Annotated in this window: 19 protein-coding genes; 5 read left to right on the top strand and 14 right to left on the bottom strand. The window is 38.1% G+C overall.

Going from position 1 to position 20,552, the window contains the following annotated elements:
- Positions 1-22: 22 nt before the first annotated feature.
- Positions 23-229, bottom strand: coding sequence for a hypothetical protein (locus ACQ334_RS18110; RefSeq protein ID WP_430989664.1), 207 nt, complete (start codon positions 227-229; stop codon positions 23-25).
- A gap of 361 nt (positions 230-590) precedes the next feature.
- Between ACQ334_RS18110 and ACQ334_RS18105 the strand changes: the two genes are divergently transcribed.
- From ACQ334_RS18105 to ACQ334_RS18095, 3 genes are all read left to right on the top strand, one after another.
- The gene (locus ACQ334_RS18105; RefSeq protein WP_430989663.1) at positions 591-989 is read left to right on the top strand and encodes a hypothetical protein; all 399 of its coding nucleotides are present in this window, start codon (positions 591-593) and stop codon (positions 987-989) included.
- A gap of 47 nt (positions 990-1,036) precedes the next feature.
- On the top strand, positions 1,037-1,417 hold the full coding sequence (locus tag ACQ334_RS18100) for a hypothetical protein (protein WP_430989662.1): 381 nt from the start codon (positions 1,037-1,039) through the stop codon (positions 1,415-1,417).
- 213 nt (positions 1,418-1,630) lie between these two features.
- Positions 1,631-2,701, top strand: a complete 1,071-nt coding sequence (locus ACQ334_RS18095) for a hypothetical protein (RefSeq protein WP_430989661.1) — start codon at positions 1,631-1,633, stop codon at positions 2,699-2,701.
- Positions 2,702-2,810: 109 nt separating this feature from the next.
- Here ACQ334_RS18095 and ACQ334_RS18090 read toward each other — a convergent pair whose 3' ends face one another.
- Positions 2,811-3,017, bottom strand: coding sequence for a hypothetical protein (locus tag ACQ334_RS18090; RefSeq protein WP_430989660.1), 207 nt, complete (start codon positions 3,015-3,017; stop codon positions 2,811-2,813).
- 1,219 nt (positions 3,018-4,236) lie between these two features.
- Positions 4,237-4,626, bottom strand: a complete 390-nt coding sequence (locus ACQ334_RS18085) for an energy transducer TonB (protein ID WP_430989659.1) — start codon at positions 4,624-4,626, stop codon at positions 4,237-4,239.
- Positions 4,627-5,008: 382 nt separating this feature from the next.
- Here ACQ334_RS18085 and ACQ334_RS18080 point away from each other — a divergent pair, with 382 nt between their 5' ends.
- Entirely contained in the window at positions 5,009-5,512 is a 504-nt protein-coding gene (locus tag ACQ334_RS18080) for a hypothetical protein (protein WP_430989658.1), read from the top strand.
- 177 nt (positions 5,513-5,689) lie between these two features.
- Here the strand turns inward: ACQ334_RS18080 and ACQ334_RS18075 are convergent, their stop codons facing one another.
- Both ACQ334_RS18075 and ACQ334_RS18070 read right to left on the bottom strand, forming a co-directional pair.
- Positions 5,690-6,190, bottom strand: a complete 501-nt coding sequence (locus ACQ334_RS18075) for a hypothetical protein (RefSeq protein ID WP_430989657.1) — start codon at positions 6,188-6,190, stop codon at positions 5,690-5,692.
- A gap of 175 nt (positions 6,191-6,365) precedes the next feature.
- Positions 6,366-6,782, bottom strand: a complete 417-nt coding sequence (locus ACQ334_RS18070) for a hypothetical protein (RefSeq protein WP_430989656.1) — start codon at positions 6,780-6,782, stop codon at positions 6,366-6,368.
- Between the two features lie 232 nt (positions 6,783-7,014).
- Between ACQ334_RS18070 and ACQ334_RS18065 the strand changes: the two genes are divergently transcribed.
- Positions 7,015-8,199 carry a hypothetical protein gene (locus ACQ334_RS18065; protein WP_430989655.1) on the top strand — a complete coding sequence of 395 codons (1,185 nt, stop codon included), beginning with the start codon at positions 7,015-7,017 and terminating at the stop codon, positions 8,197-8,199.
- 193 nt (positions 8,200-8,392) lie between these two features.
- On the opposite strand, the gene ACQ334_RS18060 is transcribed toward ACQ334_RS18065, so the two are convergent.
- The 9 genes from ACQ334_RS18060 to ACQ334_RS18020 form a co-directional block, all read right to left on the bottom strand.
- On the bottom strand, positions 8,393-9,055 hold the full coding sequence (locus ACQ334_RS18060) for a DUF4276 family protein (protein WP_430989654.1): 663 nt from the start codon (positions 9,053-9,055) through the stop codon (positions 8,393-8,395).
- The gene (locus tag ACQ334_RS18055) at positions 9,052-10,128 is read right to left on the bottom strand and encodes an AAA family ATPase (protein ID WP_430989653.1); all 1,077 of its coding nucleotides are present in this window, start codon (positions 10,126-10,128) and stop codon (positions 9,052-9,054) included. Before ACQ334_RS18055 ends, ACQ334_RS18060 begins: the two co-directional genes overlap by 4 nt.
- Positions 10,129-10,512: 384 nt before the next feature.
- On the bottom strand, positions 10,513-12,429 hold the full coding sequence (gene dnaK / locus ACQ334_RS18050; protein ID WP_430989652.1) for a molecular chaperone DnaK: 1,917 nt from the start codon (positions 12,427-12,429) through the stop codon (positions 10,513-10,515).
- Between the two features lie 680 nt (positions 12,430-13,109).
- Positions 13,110-14,597 (bottom strand): sulfatase-like hydrolase/transferase, encoded by a 1,488-nt coding sequence (locus tag ACQ334_RS18045; protein WP_430989651.1) that lies wholly within the window; start codon positions 14,595-14,597, stop codon positions 13,110-13,112.
- Positions 14,598-15,971: a hypothetical protein gene (locus tag ACQ334_RS18040; RefSeq protein WP_430989650.1), complete on the bottom strand. Its 1,374-nt coding sequence runs from the start codon at positions 15,969-15,971 to the stop codon at positions 14,598-14,600.
- A gap of 29 nt (positions 15,972-16,000) precedes the next feature.
- Entirely contained in the window at positions 16,001-16,186 is a 186-nt protein-coding gene (locus tag ACQ334_RS18035; RefSeq protein WP_430989649.1) for a hypothetical protein, read from the bottom strand.
- Between the two features lie 75 nt (positions 16,187-16,261).
- On the bottom strand, positions 16,262-17,869 hold the full coding sequence (locus ACQ334_RS18030; protein WP_430989648.1) for a hypothetical protein: 1,608 nt from the start codon (positions 17,867-17,869) through the stop codon (positions 16,262-16,264).
- A 323-nt stretch (positions 17,870-18,192) separates the two neighbouring features.
- Positions 18,193-18,639: a GtrA family protein gene (locus tag ACQ334_RS18025; RefSeq protein WP_430989647.1), complete on the bottom strand. Its 447-nt coding sequence runs from the start codon at positions 18,637-18,639 to the stop codon at positions 18,193-18,195.
- Between the two features lie 182 nt (positions 18,640-18,821).
- A complete protein-coding gene (locus ACQ334_RS18020) occupies positions 18,822-20,450 on the bottom strand; it encodes an ABC-F family ATP-binding cassette domain-containing protein (RefSeq protein ID WP_430989646.1) in 1,629 nt (542 codons plus the stop codon).
- Between the last annotated feature and the right edge of the window lie 102 nt (positions 20,451-20,552).

Genomic DNA, 20,552 nt, shown 5'->3' with positions numbered 1-20,552 from the left:
AAATAAAAATATTTTTTTGAGACTACTCCAATCCGGCTAAAACAGCAATCATCAAAAGTACAAATGATGCTATCCCTGCATAAATAAATATGCGGAGTGTTTTCCATGAAAAGCCGTTTAGTTTTTTATCCGGCTGTTCTGCTATTTTCTTTTTAAGTGCAAAGAAGGCCCATGTTAAAAGTACAATTGCAATGGTGTAATTGAGCATTGCTGCTGCTTTATGTGTCATTGTTTTTATTTATCATTACAATAATAGCGGAATCAAAGCTACAGGCAAAACAAAAAGTATTACACTGTAAAACAATACCCGGTACCTGTAGTAATAGGTTGTAGTAACTTTTCAAATATACATTACTCCTTTTGTTTTTTACACCATTGGCTAAAAACCACCTGGTGGCAAAGCCGGGAGCAGAAAATCTGCGTCATCAAAAAAGAACAGCTTTTTGGTAAAAAATCAACCCTTATCACCGCTATATCCCAACCCTGCGACGAAAGCCCTATATCCTGCGACGTAATAGCAGTACTCATTTTAAACATGGGGCTCCATAAACCATCTTATATACATTGAATCACTTTTAAAAATTACAATTATGAAAAAGATTATTACAATGCTGTTAGTTGCAGCCGGTACCATCAGTTTCGCTTCGGCACAATCGCACAACCAAAAAGATATTCCCTGGAATGACAATAAAAAAATGAACAACGATCGTGATGATCACGATGCATTTGAGAAAGGCAAAAACGTTGACTACAACGACAGCTATTTTTCCTACAAAGAAAAAATGGCAAAACTGGAAAAGATCGACAGGGAATTTGACAGAAAAATTGATGCGGTAAAATTCAACAGGCGTTTAAGCGGCAGAGAAAAAGGAAAGCAAATTCAGTTTTTACAAATGCAAAAGCAAAAAGAGATCAACCAGGTGGAATATGATTATGCAAAAAGCAAACAGCAAGGCAGAGATAAAGTATACGGACATGGTTCGCATTAATAACACCTCGCCTGTAAACCAATTTTTAAACCATTAAAATTTAAACCATGAAAAAGTTACTGGTAATAATAATAGCATCACTATCCCTTTCTGCCGCATCGGCACAAAGCAGGAATGACAACTATAACAAACGGGATGATGGCGATAACAGGTATAACGATCAGCATCAATGGCATGATAACGACTATAATAAAAACTATGGCCGTAATGATGACCGCAACCGGCAGGCTGAATTTGACCGGATGAATCATCAATATGATCAACGGATAAATGAATACAGGAATGACCGTTCACTTAACCGGTATGAAAGAGACCGCAGAATAAGAGAAGTTGAACAGGGCAGACAACAACAATCAAAAGCATTTGGTAAGGGTATGGTAGTGGGAGGAATAGTGGGTATCGTGTTAGGTGCAATAATTGCACATTAAAAAAGCGATGCCCGCCAATTAATAAAGGCCGTTATGTAACGGCCTTTATTTTTGTTTGTTTATTATTTTAGTGAAGAGATATGGTATTGGTTGAAACAATGATGAAGGTGAAGGTTCCGGCCGGCGAAAACACCGACCAGGAAAGAGAAATACCCAAAGCCGGGTATTTTATTACAGCATACTCTTTATAACTTTCTCCATTAATTTTTCAAGATGAAAAAAATTATTGGCCTGTTATTCGTCCCGCTGTTATGCCACTACTATTCGTTTTCTCAAAACATTATACAGGGCGACCGTTTACTGGATCTCATTGGCAAACCCCTCTCCGACCAGTTTTGCCAGCAGTTTCGCCAACAGGAAGGTTTTACCACCGAATACTGGAATAATGATTTTACTGTTTACTTAGATTATGATTACAGCAGTGATAAAAAAATAGCGCAGGTACAATTACTCAACGGACAAAAAAGATTTCAATCGGAACAACGGTATGGTTATTACCGTAAACTATTACCGTTGCAGTTAAACTGGGCTATGAGCAGGAACGCATGCGAAACAAAACTTGGTGCACCGGTAAAAATATGGCCCTCATCACCTAATACACTTGATTATGCCTATGGCGGATGGAAGATCAGGATTGAATATGACAATAATTTTCCGGTGATGATGAACTTTCAGAAAGACCCGGATTATGTACCCAAGCCTGCTGTTGTTATGAACAGCCAGACACCGATAAAAGCAGATACCGCTACGGGCACAATAACCTTAAACTGGCCCGTATTAAAAAAGCTCATCACTTCCTGCAGCCAACTGCAATTATTTACAGGTAAAGATTCTGTTGATTATATGTCGCAGGTATATTATGCCACCCCCTATAAAGTGGATGGCTTTTTAAGAACTGCTATTAAACGTACCAAAAAAACAAACGAATGGTTTTATGAAGCTTATGTAAAAGCAGGCAGCGATAGTGAGAAAGTGCGTACACTTTTTGTCTCGCTGTACAGCCAGCTTAAGCAGGTATTTAAAGACAGTACCGGCAATGATTTTTTAGCCGTTGGTGTTGCAAAAGATCCCATCAGCAAAAACCCGGTAAACTGGCTTATCACCTGGAGCTTATCTCCCGTTTACAAAACACTGCCGCCCGGCCTTGGCAAAATACATGTGACTTTATTGCTGAGCGGCATGCAGGATGCTTTTAAGAACAATGCCATGGACTATACCATTAAAATTTATATTGCTGACCATGATGTGAAGTTTGATTTTTGGGGTTGGGACACGCCGAAGTAATATTGGCACAATGATTTTTTGGACAGGTTGTTGATTAAAGGTGAAGAGTTCCGGTCGGTGAAGACACCGACCAGGGAGGAGAACTTCTTACTTTGAATTGTTACTTATTTTATCCTGTATAGTCAGGTATTTCCAACAACGTTATTGCCTCGCCCAGACCGATCTGTAATTCTTTGACAGTAAGCATTAATATTTCCATATAACCCAATCCCCTGTTTTGAAGCTCAACGGCTACAAGCTTCAAGTTAGCCTGATCATTATTGTAAATTGAATAAAAAAGATCTTTTATCTCTCCGGGAAATTTATTGTCATTCATTATTTGTCAAATTTATGATCGCATTAATAAAAATATTTTCCCTTTGTCGGTCTTACTATAGTGGGTTTCGGGCTGAGTTGGCTTACGCACTTGACTGCACGACATACCAATAATGGCAAATGAAAAATTCAAATAATTTGTCGTTCCAAAAAGTATATTGGATAATTTTTGCAATAAAATTCAATTGCATTTGTAATATCTTTTTCAGACTTATTCAAAGTATTTATTTGTAAACTGATTTCAGTTTCAGTATTTCTTAAAAATATTTTAAAAAAAACTGACGTGTACCTGCCCTTTCTTTCCTGATAGAAAATGGCACGAATATTTTCCCATTCAATTTGTCCTGCTTTAAATATCCAAACACCTTTTTTATTTATTATTAATTTGATTCTTTTATCAAAATATTTAAACCCAAAGAACAGGCTCAGGGAGATCACGATTAAGATGATCAGTAAAACCCCGGATTTTTTTTTAACTCTACCAATTCGTGACCAGGATTTCTGATTAACGAATAGATCATTCCAACTATTGGAATCAAGGAAATTAAAAAAATAAATAAAAATGATTTGCTGTCATTTTTAGCTGTAAGCGTTTTCTCCATATTCATTTTCTTTTACCTTTTACCCGCCTCCATTATACCACTAAACGCCATCGTGAAGCAAGTATAAGGCTGTAACAAATATAAGGTTTCACTTACTTTGTTGTAGTGGGTACGGGCTGTGTTGTTGGCATATTATTTTCTCAAAGTGTATGCTGCGGTTGCAAACCGCTAAGACTAGCAGACACCAGTGAGCTTCCTGCGGAAGAACACTGGCGCCAGTGGGTTGAAACAATGATGAAGGTGAGGGTTCCGGTGGGTGAAGACACCGACCAGGGAGGAAAGACTAGTACCCACCGGTAAGCTTTCTTCAGAAGAATACTGACTAAAGCATGGGGTTGCACAGGCTTTACGTAGGCTCTGGGCAGGCTTTGCAGCGAAGGATGAGCGATAGATGATTACAATGAACCGGGTAGTATTTTGGTGAGTAAGACAGTATTGTGTAGATAAAATTTCATAGCGATTTTAAGACGCAGCGCCAGCAAAAAGGTTGCATAGATACACACACTTTTAACGGCGGGAAGGGGAATATTTTACCTGAAAAAATGGTGTTTTATACGACAGGGTTTCCTTTATTATCTTTCAATAAGAGAGAAAATATCTGTTGCCTGTTCAACAGGCTCAGTGGCGATAGTCATGTACAGTTCGTCCGTTTTGTGCAGCCGGTGTCCAGGTTTTAGTTTTTTTCATAACCCTGATCACTTCCTGGCACAGGCCATATCCCGGGTCGTTATCACATGTGATATCAGATATGGAACCATCCTTAGAAATAATATACTTTACTACTACAATATATTTTCCTTTTTTAACGCCTTTACCCATAACCTTAGCAGCATCAATATTTCGCTGCAGGGAAGACAGTAATGCAGAGTCATTTGCAGAAGTGCCGTTAACCTGCACCGTTACAATAGCGTTGCTTCTTTTTTTGGGTTTGTTAAATTCTACCACTACCTGCCCATGCACATAAATGATACCCCCAAGGCATAATAGCATTAACAGCAAAGGTTTCATAAGCCAATGTTTTAATAAAGAAATTATATGGGATTAAAATTTGTTTCCCTGCAATGCCAGGGTTACACATTACAGTACTGTTACAAATATAAGGCTTCAACTGGTTGGGTTTGCAGTGGGCTTCGGGCTACGTTGTTGGCAGGCATGCGCACATTGGCTAAGCGACATACCATCAACGGCGAGGTATACGCCGTTGGTTGAAAATCAGGCGGTGGCGGAGATTCCGGTCGGTGAAGACACCGACCGGGGAGAAAAATAAATTTGCAGCAATTACGTTATGTTGTATTAACTGCCCTGTATGGCTGAGCCAGTGGGTGGTTACGAAGACAGAAAAATGGATTATCTGTACTGTATCTCAATAACTTAAATCGATTTACCAACTATGAAAAAATTATTGCTATTTATTAGCGTTGCTATAATCGCAACAAAAATATCTGCCCAGGAAAAAACAGTATTTAATGCCAATATGAAATATACTATACCTGCCGGTTGGTATGTAAGAGATTCTTCCTTGAAAAAGATTACGCTGCGTAAAACCGGGGATATCTACAGCCGGATAGAAATTACCCTGAACCAATACCCCGATAAAGACCTTACTAAATTTATGGCGCTGGATAAACAAAAATTTTCACCAGACCCACATGTACGTACTATACTACCCGATGTAAAATCGGGCGACCATATTTACAAAAAAATAAAATACTTTACCAATAATAAAATAGTAATAACAAATACAGAATTAAACTATGCCACTTTAACCCAGCTTAAAAATCCGTTACCTGATGTTACCAATGGACTTATACAGCTTACAGTTATTTGCAACAAAGCCCAGGAAACAGAAATGAGTAAAGTAGCGGATGCACTGGCAACATCCCTGGCTTATTGATAGGGCTATGTTATTTTCTTAAAGTGTATGCTGCGGTTGCCCTTCGACTTCGCTCAGGAACGCTAAGACTAATAGACACCAGTGAGCTTCCTTCGGAAGAACGCTGGTGCCAGTGAAGGGGACCAGTGAAGTGTTCCGGCCGGTGAAGACACCGTCCAGGGAGAAAAAAATCTTATTCTACCGTTTTTGTCTTTTTAGTTTTTGTCTTTCCCAATACAATTTCCAGTGTATCAGCCATTCTTTATGCTCCCAGTTAATATCAAACTTATTTTTTTTATCACTCACCCAGGCAGGTATTGTTACTTTACAGTGTAACATTGGTTTGTTATTCGCTACCTGCTGCCTGTATTCCAGCTCGAGTGAAGATTTGGGATAGTAACGAATATCAATAATAGTGAGATTTTTTGTTACCCTGTAGATGTAAAGATTGATGTCGTAAAAATTTTCATACAACTGCTGAAGTGCTGGCATTAGTTCCTGAAGTGTAAGAGGAATTTTTAAATCGTTCTCTTTTTTTCTCTTCCTTCTTTGTTCATGAAAGTTACCCTCGCTGTTCTTTATTTCTGATACAATAAATTTGCAATGGCCTGAAATTTTATTCCAGGTTACTTCTCTTGCTAACTCAAGCAAGCCAGGAATTGCTTCCTCTATTTCATTTTGTAATGTTGATGAGATCATGTTCACCTGCGCTTTGTTGGTTTTGCCGAAGTGGACTTCGGGCTGAGTTAGTTGTTGGTATATTATTTTCTCAAAGTGTATGCTGCGGTTGCCCTTCGACTTCGCCCAGGAACGCTAAGACTAATAGCCACCAGTGAGCTTCCTTCGGAAAAACACCGGCGCCAGTAGAAGTGCATTATTTAAAATATTCTACTATTTCCTTATCGTCTCTTACCATATGGTCTGTTACATGAAACACATCTTTAATCCAGGGATGAATTAGAGCTTCTTTTCTGTCAAGAATTTTTCCAAGATATTCTTCATTACTCCATGGCGATTCTTCTTTATTAGTTAGGCCTACCTGGTAGTTGTCCGCATTAACCCAGATTTTAAAGGGAAATGCCGTCCTGTTTTCAGGCAATGAGCCTTCCCCCCACTCACCTAAACTAATTAACCCATACAATACTCTGTCATCATGATTCCTTGTAAATTTTGCGAAGTACACTGCAAATGCATCTCCATCCTGACTAACAAACCTTGTTAATCTCACCATATCTTTTCCGCAACATTCGCATTTATCGATGATTGGATCTTCAAATTCAATTTCAATCATTTTTCGAAGGTCTTAATTTGTAATTTAATGTCAAAACAAATATAAGGCTTTGCCGGGCTTGGTTGCAGTGGGCTTCGGGCAACTTGCTGGTACACTTTTGCACTTAGCTTAGCGCCATACCAACAAAGGCAAAGAGCCTAACACCAGGTCATTTCATTGAAATACCTGCGGCTCCCGGAGTTCTCTTGCCATTACAATACAATTACCTATTTTTAATTTTCAATACTAATATATGAGATTACAACAACTGTTTTTATTTGCTTTAACCAAGTTGATTTTTACTACTACAGCTTTTGCACAACCTGCGCAGGGTTATTTTACATCTGAGGCTAAAACAGTTTACAACAACGATAATATCATTGTTTCCATTAAAAAATATAACCCAACCGAAGAAGAAATTAAAAAAGCCACCACGCCGGAAAAGAATGCGGCCATGACTTATTTACAAGTTCCTTTTGCTGTTACCAATGCCAGTTTATTTGCTAATAGTTTTGAATCTACCCTGTATTGCCTTGACAGATCAGGCAATGTAAAATGGAGCAAACTATTGGGCTTTTCTAAAAATTCTACCGCCAGCCCGGTAGCTGTGGATAAGGATTTTATTTATGCCGGCGAGGGCCTTAAAGAAGCTGGTAAGGTACAGTTACAAAAAATTGACCGCAATGGAACTGTTATCTGGAGCAAAAATTTCGATAGCCTTGACAATGTAAATGACATTTTAATTGCAGGTAATAAAGTAAATGCTTTAGTATCTTTTGAGGTTTCTAAAAAAGTAATACATGCAGATAAAACATTTTCGTATAATTCTTACCCCATTTATTTTTTCCTGCAACTGGATATTGCAACCGGTGCTGTGATTAAAAAAGAATACCAAATGATGGGTAATTATTTATCCTCTTTAGGTTTTATTAATCCTTACATCAGTTCTTATCAATCCTATTACCTTAGCAAAAAAGATTCTGCCATGTACCTGAGTACATTAAATCAGCAGAGCGCTACAACCGTTTCGGAAAATATGCCTAAAGGAATCAGCATCTTAAATCTTATTGCCGGCCCTTCAGAAAATCATTACCTGACATTCTCAAAAGACAATAACTATATTTTATTTACTGACTTCTATGGCAAAGAAAAAAAGTATACCAGCAACCTGCCTGTAAAAATCAGTAACACCCCATTTAACCGCACGGCTCTGTTACAAACAGACAGTGATAGTATGATCAGTATTATTAATGCCGGTGCAGATATCAGTGTGTGCTACACAGATACTACAGGAAAATCGGATTGCAGTACCAAAAAAAATATTTTAAAATCGCTGATGGCCGGCGCCGGACTAATGGGCAACAAACCTTATTTTATAACTGTAACGGGCAGGGATAAGCCAGGCATGCCAGGTAAAATTGAGTTGGTGTATTATTGATAACGGGGATAAGAAAGTTGTAACCAATATTGCGCTTTGTTGGTTTTGCCGGAGTGGGCTTCGGGCTAAGTTAGTTGTTGATATATTATTTTCTCAAAGTGTATGCTGCGGTTGCCCTTCGACTTCGCTCAGGAACGCTAAGACTAATAGACACCAGTAAGCTTCCTTCGGGAGAACACTGGCGCCAGTGGGGTTATTTTAGATTCTCAAGTTTAGATACCCATTCATCAAAATGTTTACATTCAATTCGCATTTTATCAAGCCCTATCTCCTTAAGTAATAATATTCCATCGTTTACTTTATCATAGGTATCACATAAGCTAAGAATTCTTTTTGATGGTGCAGTCTCAGGGCTTTCATTAATTAATTCAGGATTATTTTCCGGTGCAGAATTACGAATTTGTGTAAAGCATTTTGGAGGCAAGTTGTTATAAAGAGACAGCCAGTCTTCCATTACATCAGTATCTGAATACATAAGAGCTTCAAATTCATGAAGCTGTATATATGGAATAAATTTACGAAAAGCCAAATCATGAACCATTAATGTTTCCATTTGGTCAATTCTTGTATAAGGCTGTAAATGCTTTGTAGTATTATAACCAGGGAAATCTGGCTTCAATCCATATAAGTCGATTAAGGTTGTATGAAATACATTGGGGCATTCTTTAAACCATTGGGTAACGTCCTTCTTAAATTTATCGTAAGGAACTATTCCTCCTCTTTTTCTTAATTTTCTATTTGTAAGCACTTTACGTACTTCTGTATATATATTAAAATTCAGAAGGTGAGGTCTTAACATATCAGTTACAAATCGTTCCTCAGAAAATCCCTCGGCAGTTATATTAAGTCTTATCATGGCTTTCCCCCTATTATATTTTTGTCCCACAATTCACCTAAAGAATAATCATTAAGCCAACTCTCTAAAATTTCAGGGTCAAGCCTTTTAAACACAGTTTTTGCCTCATCTTTTTCAACAACAATAATGTCATTAGAATCAAATTCATTAACAAGGCTCACTGATTGTGTCGATACAATTACTTGTGAACGTTTCGAAGCTTTCTTTAGAAGACCTGCAAGAATTGTAATTGCAGACGGATGTAAACCCAGTTCAGGTTCATCCAATAGTATTACTGCAGGTAATTTCTTTTGAAGTAAAAGCGTAGCCATACAAATAAATCTAAGTGACCCATCTGAAAATTCATTAGCAGTAAATGTCTTATCTGAATAAATATCATTCCACTCAATGCGTATATTTTCTTTATTTAAGGGATTAGGTTCTAAAATAAAATCTTTGAAAAATGGGATTACTAATTGTATGGTTTTTACAATTCTATCGTAATAATCTTGCTCCGTATTTTTTAAAATGAATAAGAAGGATGCAAGGTTTGATGCATCTTCAAATAAAAATTTACTATCACTAATTGAAGCATATTTTTTTACTCCGGCACTTTCACTTGTATCATGAAAATGATAAACCCGCCAATTTTTTAATTCATCATAAACATATTGAGATATTCTATGTGATTTCGCACTTTCTGACAATTTGCTTTCTGTTTCCGAAACAGCAACTGTTTCCCAGTATGGACTTGGATACCTTTTATTCCAGAAACCACAATGTTCTAATTTAATAAAAAGACTATCGTTATTCGTAGGTTGCAACTCAATTTCATATACATTTGGTTCAAAATCGAGACTAATTGTTATAGTTTCAGTTGTTTTACCTCCGTAATACAATATATTTTCAGCACCTATTTTTGTTGAAACATTTTTTAGTCTTCCTTCAATAATATTTCTTAGAAATTTGAATAAGGAAATAAAATTAGTTTTTCCAGCTCCATTTTGACCGATAAGAACATTCATTTTTTTTAATGAAATAGACTCTTTCTTAATCGACTTATATCCTTTTATAGTTACCGCTTGAAGGCTCATACATCCGAAATTTAATTTTCAATCTTTCCTTTCCTAATTTATACCCATCATCTACCAACACAAATAAGTAGTTTCTAACACAGCTTAAAATTAATAGTTTTACCTTGCTTTTTTAGTTCTTTTATTTCTTTTTTAAAATCCATAGATTCAAAATTATCTTTCTTTATCCAACCTATTGATTCTTTTATTTGTTTCTCAGTGTATTGTTGCTTTCTGCGCTCCTATTATAAAAATATTTGATAATTATTTTCAGGAAAGTTTTTTAAGTATAATCAGTCTATTACTTACTCCATATACCGTTAAAAAATTTCCGTTTGTGGGTAAAGGGATAAATAAATAAGCCGTTCATCCCTGAACGGCCTATTTATATTATTATTCTAAAGTTTACTTCACTTCCTCAAAAGGCACATCTTCCACTTTGCTTTCACTACTCTGCTGTTGCGGTTCACCGCCTGCATCCGGACCAGGTTGTGCGCCAGGGTTAGCGCCTGCGCCATCCTGTGTGGCCTTGTACATGTCTTCGCTTGCGGCTGTCCATGCAGTATTCATTTCTGCAGTGGCGGCATCAATCTGTGCAAGGTCGGCAGTTTTGTGGGCCGTCTTTAATTTTTCCAGTGCGGCTTCAATTGGCGCTTTTTTATCAGCAGGTATTTTATCACCGTATTCTTTCAGTTGTTTTTCTGTCTGGAAGATTAAGCTGTCGGCACCGTTTATCTTTTCTACTTTTTCTTTTTCTGCTTTATCAGATGCTTCGTTGGCTTTAGCTTCATTCTTCATTTTTTCTACTTCTTCTTTGCTTAAGCCGCTACCACCTTGTATAGTGATGCGTTGTTCTTTACCAGTGCCTTTATCTTTTGCCGTTACGTGTAAGATACCGTTGGCATCAATATCAAATATCACTTCAATCTGCGGTACACCACGTGGTGCCGGTGGCAGATCGGCCAGGTTAAACTTACCTAAACTTTTGTTTTGGTTAGCCATTGGCCTTTCACCCTGCAAAACATGTATTTCCACACCAGGCTGGTTATCGCTGGCAGTACTGAATGTTTCTGATTTTTTGGTTGGAATAGTGGTATTGCTATCAATCAACCTTGTCATTACACCACCCATGGTTTCGATACCAAGACTTAAAGGTGTAACATCTAATAACAATACATCTTTTACTTCGCCGGTCATTACACCACCTTGTATAGCAGCTCCAATAGCAACTACTTCATCAGGGTTAACACCACGGTTAGGTTTTTTACCAAAGAATTTTTCAACTATCTCTAATACTTTAGGGATACGGCTGCTACCACCTACCATTATCACTTCGTCAATTTCGCTGGTATTCATGCCGGCATCTTTTAAAGCCGCTTCGCATGGTTTTAAGCAACGTTCAAATAATTTATCGGCCAGTGCTTCAAATTTTGCACGGGTTAATTTTTTCACTAAGTGCTTTGGCACACCATCCACTGCGGTTACATAAGGCAGGTTGATCTCTGTTTCTGTTGAAGAAGACAATTCTACTTTAGCTTTTTCAGACGCTTCTTTTAAACGTTGCAAAGCCATCGGGTCTTTACGCAGGTCAATCGCTTCATCAGCTTTAAATTCATCTGCTAACCAATCCATGATCACTTTATCAAAATCATCACCACCTAAGTGGGTATCACCGTTGGTAGATTTTACTTCAAATACACCATCGCCTAATTCCAATACACTGATATCGAATGTACCACCACCAAGGTCAAATACCGCTATCTTCTGATCTTTACCACCTTTATCTAAACCGTAAGCTAATGCAGCTGCGGTAGGTTCGTTTACGATACGTTTTACAGTAAGGCCTGCAATTTCTCCGGCTTCTTTGGTAGCCTGGCGCTGTGCATCGTTAAAATAAGCAGGCACGGTAATTACCGCTTCTGTTACTTCGTGGCCCAGGTAATCTTCGGCAGTTTTTTTCATTTTCTGCAATACCATGGCACTTATTTCCTGTGGCGTATATAACCTGCCATCTATGTCGATACGAACTGTATTATTGTCGCCTTTTACTACTTTGTAGCTCCAGTGGCTGATCTCTTCAGTTACTTCATCAAAACGACGGCCCATAAAGCGCTTAACGCTGCTGATGGTGTTTTGTGAGTTGGTAATGGCCTGGCGTTTGGCAGGATCACCTACTTTACGTTCGCCATTTTTAAGGAAAGCCACTACTGACGGGGTGGTGCGGCGCCCTTCTTCGTTGGCAATCACCACGGGTTCGTTACCTTCCATTACGGATACGCAACTGTTGGTGGTTCCTAAGTCAATTCCTATAATCTTTCCCATGTTGTAAAAATTTATTGAGTTTACAAGGAATAGTCAATGATTGTGCCATTAGAGATTTTATGCAAAATTGGCAGAAAATGGAGGGATTAGCCCGCAGAATACGCAGAAACCGCAGAAGAGAACATCATTTAAGGCAGCATTTGCAGTTAGTTATCCGCTGCATTTTATGGCATCAATAAGGTGACACTGGGAGTTGGCCCGCAGCATACGCAGAAACCGCAGAAGAGAACATCATTTAAGGCAGCATTTGCAGTTAATTATCCGCTGCATTTTATGGCATCAATAAGGTGACACTGGGAGTTGACCCGCAGCATACGCAGAAACCGCAGAAGAGAACATCATTTAAGGCAGCATTTGCAGTTAATTATCCGCTGCATTTTATGGCATCAATAAGGTGACACTGGGAGTTGGCTCGCAGCATACGCAGAAACCGCAGAAGAGAACATCATTTAAGGCAGCATTTGCAGTTAGTTATCCGCTTCATTTTATGGCATCAATAAGGTGACACTGGGAGTTGGCCCGCAGCATACGCAGAAGAGAACATCATTTAAGGCAGCATTTGCAGTTAATTATCCGCTGCATTTTATGGCATAGACAAAGCAATTAAAGACCCAATTAACGCAGATTATCTCAAGAAATACGCCCTTTTCTGCGACTTCTGCGTATTCTGCGGGCTACCTCTACTCAGCTGTTTTGATGTCTCTTAAAAAGATGGAACTATCTGCCAGGTAAGGCAGCTTCTGGTTGAATTCGCAGTTGAGCAGGTAGCGGAAAAAATTAACGTTACTCCATGCTGCTTTCATGGGCAGGTAATTGCTGTCGGGGAAATGCACGGCACAGATATTATTAAAATGTAAGGGCTCTATACGGTCGCCGATATTGAAATCCCTGTAGCCATGGTCGCTCATTACAATTACGATAGCACCTGGATCATTTTTGCCAATGCTTTCGATGATGCCCTGCATTTTTTTATTGGCGTATTTTAAATAAGATAAATACAGGGGTCTGTTGGCTGCCAGCTGCGGATCAAAGATCTGCTCCGTGGGCAGGTAATTGCCCATGCTATCGCAGAATAAGGGCGGGTGTGGCAGCAACAAATGTGCATACACAAATTTTGGTGTGGCTTTACTGCCAGGATCATTTGTAGTGAGCTTTTCTTCAATGAATTTATTATTCCTGTCATCACCCATATAAATATTTTTGATGAAGGGAATACTGTATTTGCCGGATATAAAATGCCAGCCGATATCTTTTAATATTTTATTGAAGAAGATCTTGTGGGTAAGCAGGGTTGCCTGCGATACCACAAAGGAATTGCCTTTTACTGAAGGCTGATCGGCAATATCAAAAATGGAATAATTGGTAAAGCGGTAACCAATGTTTTTTAGTTGCCGGATGAGTTCAGCATTTTTAATTTCTTTGATGCGTTGCTGATCGTTGGCTGCTGTATTTGCCAATGGCACAAATGGTTTATCAATGTACTGCATGTTCAACATAGAAGACATGGAATAGTACGTCATGTTGTAATTGGAAAATGTAGGCAATACCTTAAAACCTTTGACTTCAAAAAAATGATACAAGCTATCGTTGGCAAATGCAAAACTATCCTGCAGACTTTTATAGCCGGGGTAACCATCAAAAAGCAAAAAGTAAATATTGGGTTTTGAATGTATGGCAGCGGCATCGATGGTGATATTATTTTTTGCTGTTGCTTTATTGGTACTGATTGCTTTAAATCCCAATGTTACAAGGTCGAAAATGCAATAGATTAACAGCAATACATTAAGGTAGAAACACAGTTTATTCCGTAATGATTCTTTTTTGCGGATAAGCAATATAAAGGCAATAAAAGTACAACACATGAAAGGCACAAAAATGCTGTAGCTGTGCAGCCAGTGTAAAAAACTAACGCTTCTTACCCAATCGAATACGGCACCAAAAAATAATAGCCAGGCACTGATAAAAAAAACGATGAGTGCAGCGTGAATAATATTCTTTACAAAAAACCTGGTAAGTAAAAAGAAGATGGCAATACAACCTACAATAGTTAGCCCGATCTTTATTACTTCACTGAAATAAATAAACCCGAAATTTTCAACGGCACCATGTGCCACAAAAAAAAGCACCAGCAAAAAAAGAAACCAGGGTATCGTTTTTAATAGTTTCATTTATAATTTTTGCATCAGGTAAAGGGTGCGTTCGGTGCCGGTAATTTTTTCCTGCAACAGTATGGTGTATTTTTTGGAGAATACTTTTTCAAAATCAGTTATGGTGTATGCATCAAAAATATCTTCACGGTTTTGCAAGAGCAGTTGTACTTTTTCATCCGACTTCGGTACAAATTCTATCAATAAATAATTACCCATTGGCGCTAACCAATCAGCAATAAAATGCAGCGGCACATTACAACCAATGGCCAAATGATGCACCAATGCCAATGCAAAAACGATATCGCCTTTTATCCTTTCATTAAAAGAAGTGCGCTCTGCATTGTTCCAGCCAATTGACGGCGAAGGCGTATTTAAAGTATTGATCAGTGGTAAAATATTATTGATCTTGTCTTTCTTTATTTTTTTGTACAGGTCATCAATACAATTCACATCGCCATCAACTGATATAATTTGCTTACCGGAATTTTTAAATAATAAACTGAAATGCCCGTCATTAGCACCAAGGTCAACAATGGAAGAAAAAGAAACCGTATTTACAAATGATTCTACCAGTTTTGTTTTTGCATTAAGATAAGCTTCGCTTAAAATAGTGCTATCATAATAATCATCCCAGGTGGTCTTGCTTTTTTTAGGGTGCAGTTTGGTTACATAGCCAATAAGTCCGTTCAACAGCAACAACATTTTTTGCTGAGAAAATCCTTTAGCAGCAGTATCATTTTTTATTTTACCCGGCTTTACCGAAGCCTGCAAATACACATGCAGGTAATTATGCAAATTCCATTTTGCTTTGCCGGGTAATAATGATTTTAATATTGGCAAAGGAATACCATTGGGATAAATCGTAAATAGCTTCCCCATTTCCACATGGCAATATTGTTGCAATAAAAGTGGTGCTAAAAAACATTCGCAAAACTGCCGGTACGCCACCCATGGTTTTGTGGCATCGTATTTTTCAAAAGACAATGTATCAATAAAAACGGGGCGGCCATGTACAAACTGAATATTAAATGGTGTGGCATCTTTCAATAACATGCCTTTACCGATGGCTTCCTTTGCAATATTGAGCGTAAGTAATGCAGCATCCTGCCACATGGCAAAACTCCATTCGTATGGATAACTGATATAATTAATCTGCTGCGGTAAAATAACAATAGTGCCGGGGAAATTTAACTCAGCATCGTTGGTAATTTCTTCATGACTAACCAGCCATTTTTTTTTAGTGAGTTGTGCGTAGAGTCCGCTTTGCATTAACTGGCTGTACGCTTCGTGATAGCTGGCATTTATACAACGGTAATAATTTTCACCGTGCTTAAATATAAAGCCATCCCTGTCTCTGTAAGAAGCAGCATGTTGTAAAATATCCGGGGCCAATAATTATTTTTTTAGCGTGTACTGTAATTTTATTCTTCTCCCTCCTGCTCTTTTGCTTCTGCTTCCTCATCTTTTTGTTTGGGCTTAATAAAAAATGATTTCACTTTGATCCAGAAATTTTTAAAGAACATTAAGCCACCCAGGATAGCTGCTATAATCACCTGCAGTATATAACTGCCGCTTCCGGGATCGAGGTATAAAAAAACATTTTTCATGAAGTCGCTTACTAATTAAATGCCAAGTTAAACAAATTTGAACAGATGGCTTTGATGCGGAGGTTACGGCAGTTTCTATTTGTAGATCCGCTTGCGGCTTTCTTTATATTTTTCCTGCAAAATTTCAGCCATCGATTTTCTGTATACCTTTCCTTCCACCCAGGAGATGATATCTAAATAGGCAAATGCCCTTGTTTCAAAACGGTTCTTTTCCAACCCCTTAATTTTTTCTAAAAAGTTTTCCAGCTCCTGCTGCAGTTTAGCCCTGGAGATATGGAATGACTTTCTTAAAAATTTAAACATTTCTTCTTCCACCACCGTAAGATTTTCTTTTTTACTCATAAAACGGTACACCGATTTGGTAAGGTATTCCATCAGTTCAAAATTACCCAATTCGTAATGCGCCATCAGGTGCATCAGGCGGGAATAGCTTTGCAAGTCGTTTCTTACCTCGGTATTTTCGTTGATGATCTTCTGCAGGTAATCAATACAGGTAGCAAAATCGCCACTGCCAAAATACATGCTGGCAATTTTATAATTGAATACCATGATACGGTGTTCGTCGATAAACAATTCGTTTTCTTTTAATTGCTCCAGCAGGTGCGGCACCAGTTTAACGCCTTCCTTAAAAGTACCCAACATATTGTGCTGGTTAATCTTTGCACTGTAGATATACACAAATGCCTGGGTGCGAAAGTTATCGTGTAACCGTACACGGTCAGTTTGAGCAAATTTTTCAAATTTCTTCAGGGTATCATCAAACTTCTGGTAGTTACGCAGATCGAAATGCGCATTGAGCAAAGTATGCAGCCCTTTAATATAGTGGCCTGTCTCCACCCGTATCATCAAAGGTTTTTCATCAAAAATATCCACCCATTTCTGAGCGTAGCGGTAGTACATTAAAAAATCCTGGCGGATAAATGCATACCAGGTATAACTTTGATAGAGGTATAATTTTTCGTAAAAGCCATCCTGCTCCAGTGCATCTTTAGGAAGATGTTCTTTTAAATAGGCTTTTACACCTTCTTCGTCTTTTTCGTTACGGGCATGGCCATTTTTTATAAACCAGCTGTACAATAACATCGCCAGGTTAGACAGCCTTGCCAGGATATCGATCTGGTGGTTGACTTCATTGATCTCTGCAGATAATTGCTCTGCACGGGTTTGCATAGCACGGCTGATATGCAATGTTTCAATCCTTTTTTCCAATGCAATAGCCTGCAATAAAAAGTTAACCTTATGATTGGCTTTAGCTGTTTCCTTTGCCTTATCTAAAATTTTAAGGCTTTGAGAGAACAATCCTTTTTTATAGAGAATATGGGCATAGTCAAATTGCTCGTTCAATTGCAGATCGATACTATCGGTACTTTTCAGTAATCGTAAACTTGCCAGTAATTGTTTGTATAAATGAACTTTTACGTTGGATAACTGGGGCTTCTTTATTGACTTTAATTTCTTTAATAATACAGTCTCATCATACTCTTCTAATTTATCCAGCGCATCAAATAACTCTACAATTTTAAGGTCTTCGTTGCCGGAACTTCGTTTGATATAAAGCTTAAAATGCCTTTTTTCCGCCTTTTCCAGGGAACGGACCAGTTGAAATAAGGTATCTGTAAAACGGTTGGGCATAAATACTAATTTTTTATAAAAACCAATACCGGTACGGTTTTTATGGTGCAAAAATATGGTTTACCATAATAAAACCGGTATTAAGTTGATTTTATTAAAATAACAACTCATCCTACTTTTACTAAAGAGGATGAGTTGATGGTGATAGCAGGCAATCGTTAAAGGGACAATCAATCGTTATAACTGCACACAATATGCAGGAAGAATGAAAAACTTTTAGCAAAGCATATCAAGAACTACTTTAAGAATTTTCATATAGCAAGCAATCGTTAAAGCCGCTCTATTTCTATAGAGGGGCTATTTTTTTGTAATGCAATTTAACCTTTTTGGTTAAAAAAGTATAATAGCCCTGGTGGCAATTTTTCCACCGGTGTTTATATCTCTGTAACAGAAGGGTTTTCTGCTTCCTTCTTTGTTCTGAAAGTAAAATACTTCTGGCTTACATAACTTACAATAATTACAATTACTGTAATGAGACATTGACTGAAAAAAGCTTCCCAGTGAAATATCTTCACAAATAATTTGAGCAGCACATAATTGAGCCCGAGCATAGAAGCGAAAGATAGAAAATACCTGAAGAACTGGATACGACCTTTAAGATTAGAATCAACAAACACCACGTACTTCATCAATAAAAAGCCGGTAATAATATTAACAGCCGATCCTACGGCCAATGAAGCCACATACGGTTCCAGGCTCACAAAACCAAGGTGAAGCACTTCTTTATAAAATACAAACTTGTAAAAAACATAGTTAACTGCAAGGCCTAATAAAGTATTGGCACCACCACAAGCTGCATAACGAAAGGTTTGTTCCGGCATTAATTTGCGAAACGGCGGATAAAAAAAATCTATGAATGCTATGATCTTGTCTTTCGGCATTAAAAAATTACAGGTTGTGAGTTACGGGTTACGGGTTGGTTTTGTTTTTTTTGTTTGCTCATAATAAAATCGCAAACGATCAATTAACTTTAAACCCGTAACCCGAAACTCGTCATTTATAATTAGCTGTACATCTCTTCCCTGCTCGCCTTCACTCTTTCATCATCCAGGTATTCATCATAGGTCATCAGTTTATCAATGATACCTTTTGGTGTTAATTCAATAATACGGTTAGCTACAGTTTGCATAAACTGGTGATCATGCGTAGTCAATAACACAATTCCGGTATAGGCAATCATGCTATCGTTAAATGCAGTGATGCTTTCCAGGTCAAGATGGTTGGTTGGTTCATCCAGCATTAACACATTAGGATTCTGCAACATCATCTTGCTTACCATACAACGCACTTTCTCTCCTCCGCTCAATACATTCGTCTTCTTCATGATCTCATCTCCCGTAAACAACATTTTACCCAGGAAGCCACGTAAAAAATCCTCATCCACATCTTTTGTTCCGGGTGGTACATATTGGCGCAACCAATCCATTAAGTTGTAGCTGCTGCCGGTAAAATATTCGCTGTTATCGTTGGGCAAATAAGCGGTGGTAACCGTAGTACCCCATTCGTAAGTGCCTTTATCAGCTTTTATTCTGCCATTCAAAATTTCGAAGAATGTGGTGAGTGCCATCGGATCTTTACTTACAAAAGCGATCTTATCTCCTTTCTGAATATCAAAACGCACTTTGCTGAACAAGGTTTTTCCTTCTATAGTTTTAGTAAGATCCTCTACTTTTAAAATTTCATTACCCACTTCCCTCTCCTGCTTAAAAATAATACCGGGATATTTTCTGCTGCTTGGTGTAATATCTTCAAACACCAGTTTATCCAATGCTTTTTTACGTGAAGTAGCCTGTTTGCTTTTAGAAGCGTTGGCACTGAAACGGGCAATAAATTCCAACAGGTCTTTCTTCTTCTCTTCCATCTTCTTATTCTTGTCTCCTGCCTGCCTTGCTGCCAGCTGGCTACTTTCGTACCAGAAGGTATAGTTACCGGTATAAATTTTTATTTTGTTCTTATCCACATCAGCCACATGCGTACATACCGCATCTAAAAAGTGACGATCGTGACTTACCACCAAAACGATATTCTGATAATCGGCCAAAAAATTCTCCAGCCAGCTGATGGTTTCCACATCAAGGTTATTGGTAGGTTCATCCAGTAATAAAATATCAGGATTACCAAAGATGGCCTGTGCCAGCAATACCCTTACTTTAATGTTTGCCGCCACGTCTTTCATCAGCAACTGGTGCAGTTCATCATCCACTCCCAGTTCGCTGAGCATGGTAGCCGCATCACTCTCGGCAGTGTAGCCACCCATTTCGCCAAACTGTTCTTCCAGTTCACCAGCTTTAAGGCCATCAGCTTCGGTAAAATCTTCCTTAGCATAAATAGCATCTCTTTCATGCATCACTTTCCACATTTTACTGTGGCCCATCATTACTGTATTCAGTACCGTGATTTCATCAAATGCAAACTGGTTCTGGTTAAGTACCGCCATACGTTCGCCGGGAGTAATATCCACGGTTCCCTTATTCGGTTCTATCTCACCGCTCAATATCTTTAAAAATGTAGATTTACCGGCACCATTGGCACCAATGATACCATAACAGTTCCCTTTGGTAAAATTGATATTTACCTCATCAAACAAAACCCTTTTGCCGTACGCCAGCGTTATATTATTTGCACTTATCATAATTGTAAAAAAGTGTGCAAAGATAGGGAGGGATTGCGGATTTTAGATTGATGATTTTGGATTTAGGAAAAACAGGTTGCCGGCCAATAATAGTTTTAGCAT

The organism is Ferruginibacter sp. SUN106 (assembly GCF_050611765.1).
Lineage (GTDB): Bacteria > Bacteroidota > Bacteroidia > Chitinophagales > Chitinophagaceae > Ferruginibacter.
The sequence above is the reverse complement of the archived record's forward strand: the minus strand, read 5'-3'. Positions and strand labels throughout refer to the sequence as shown.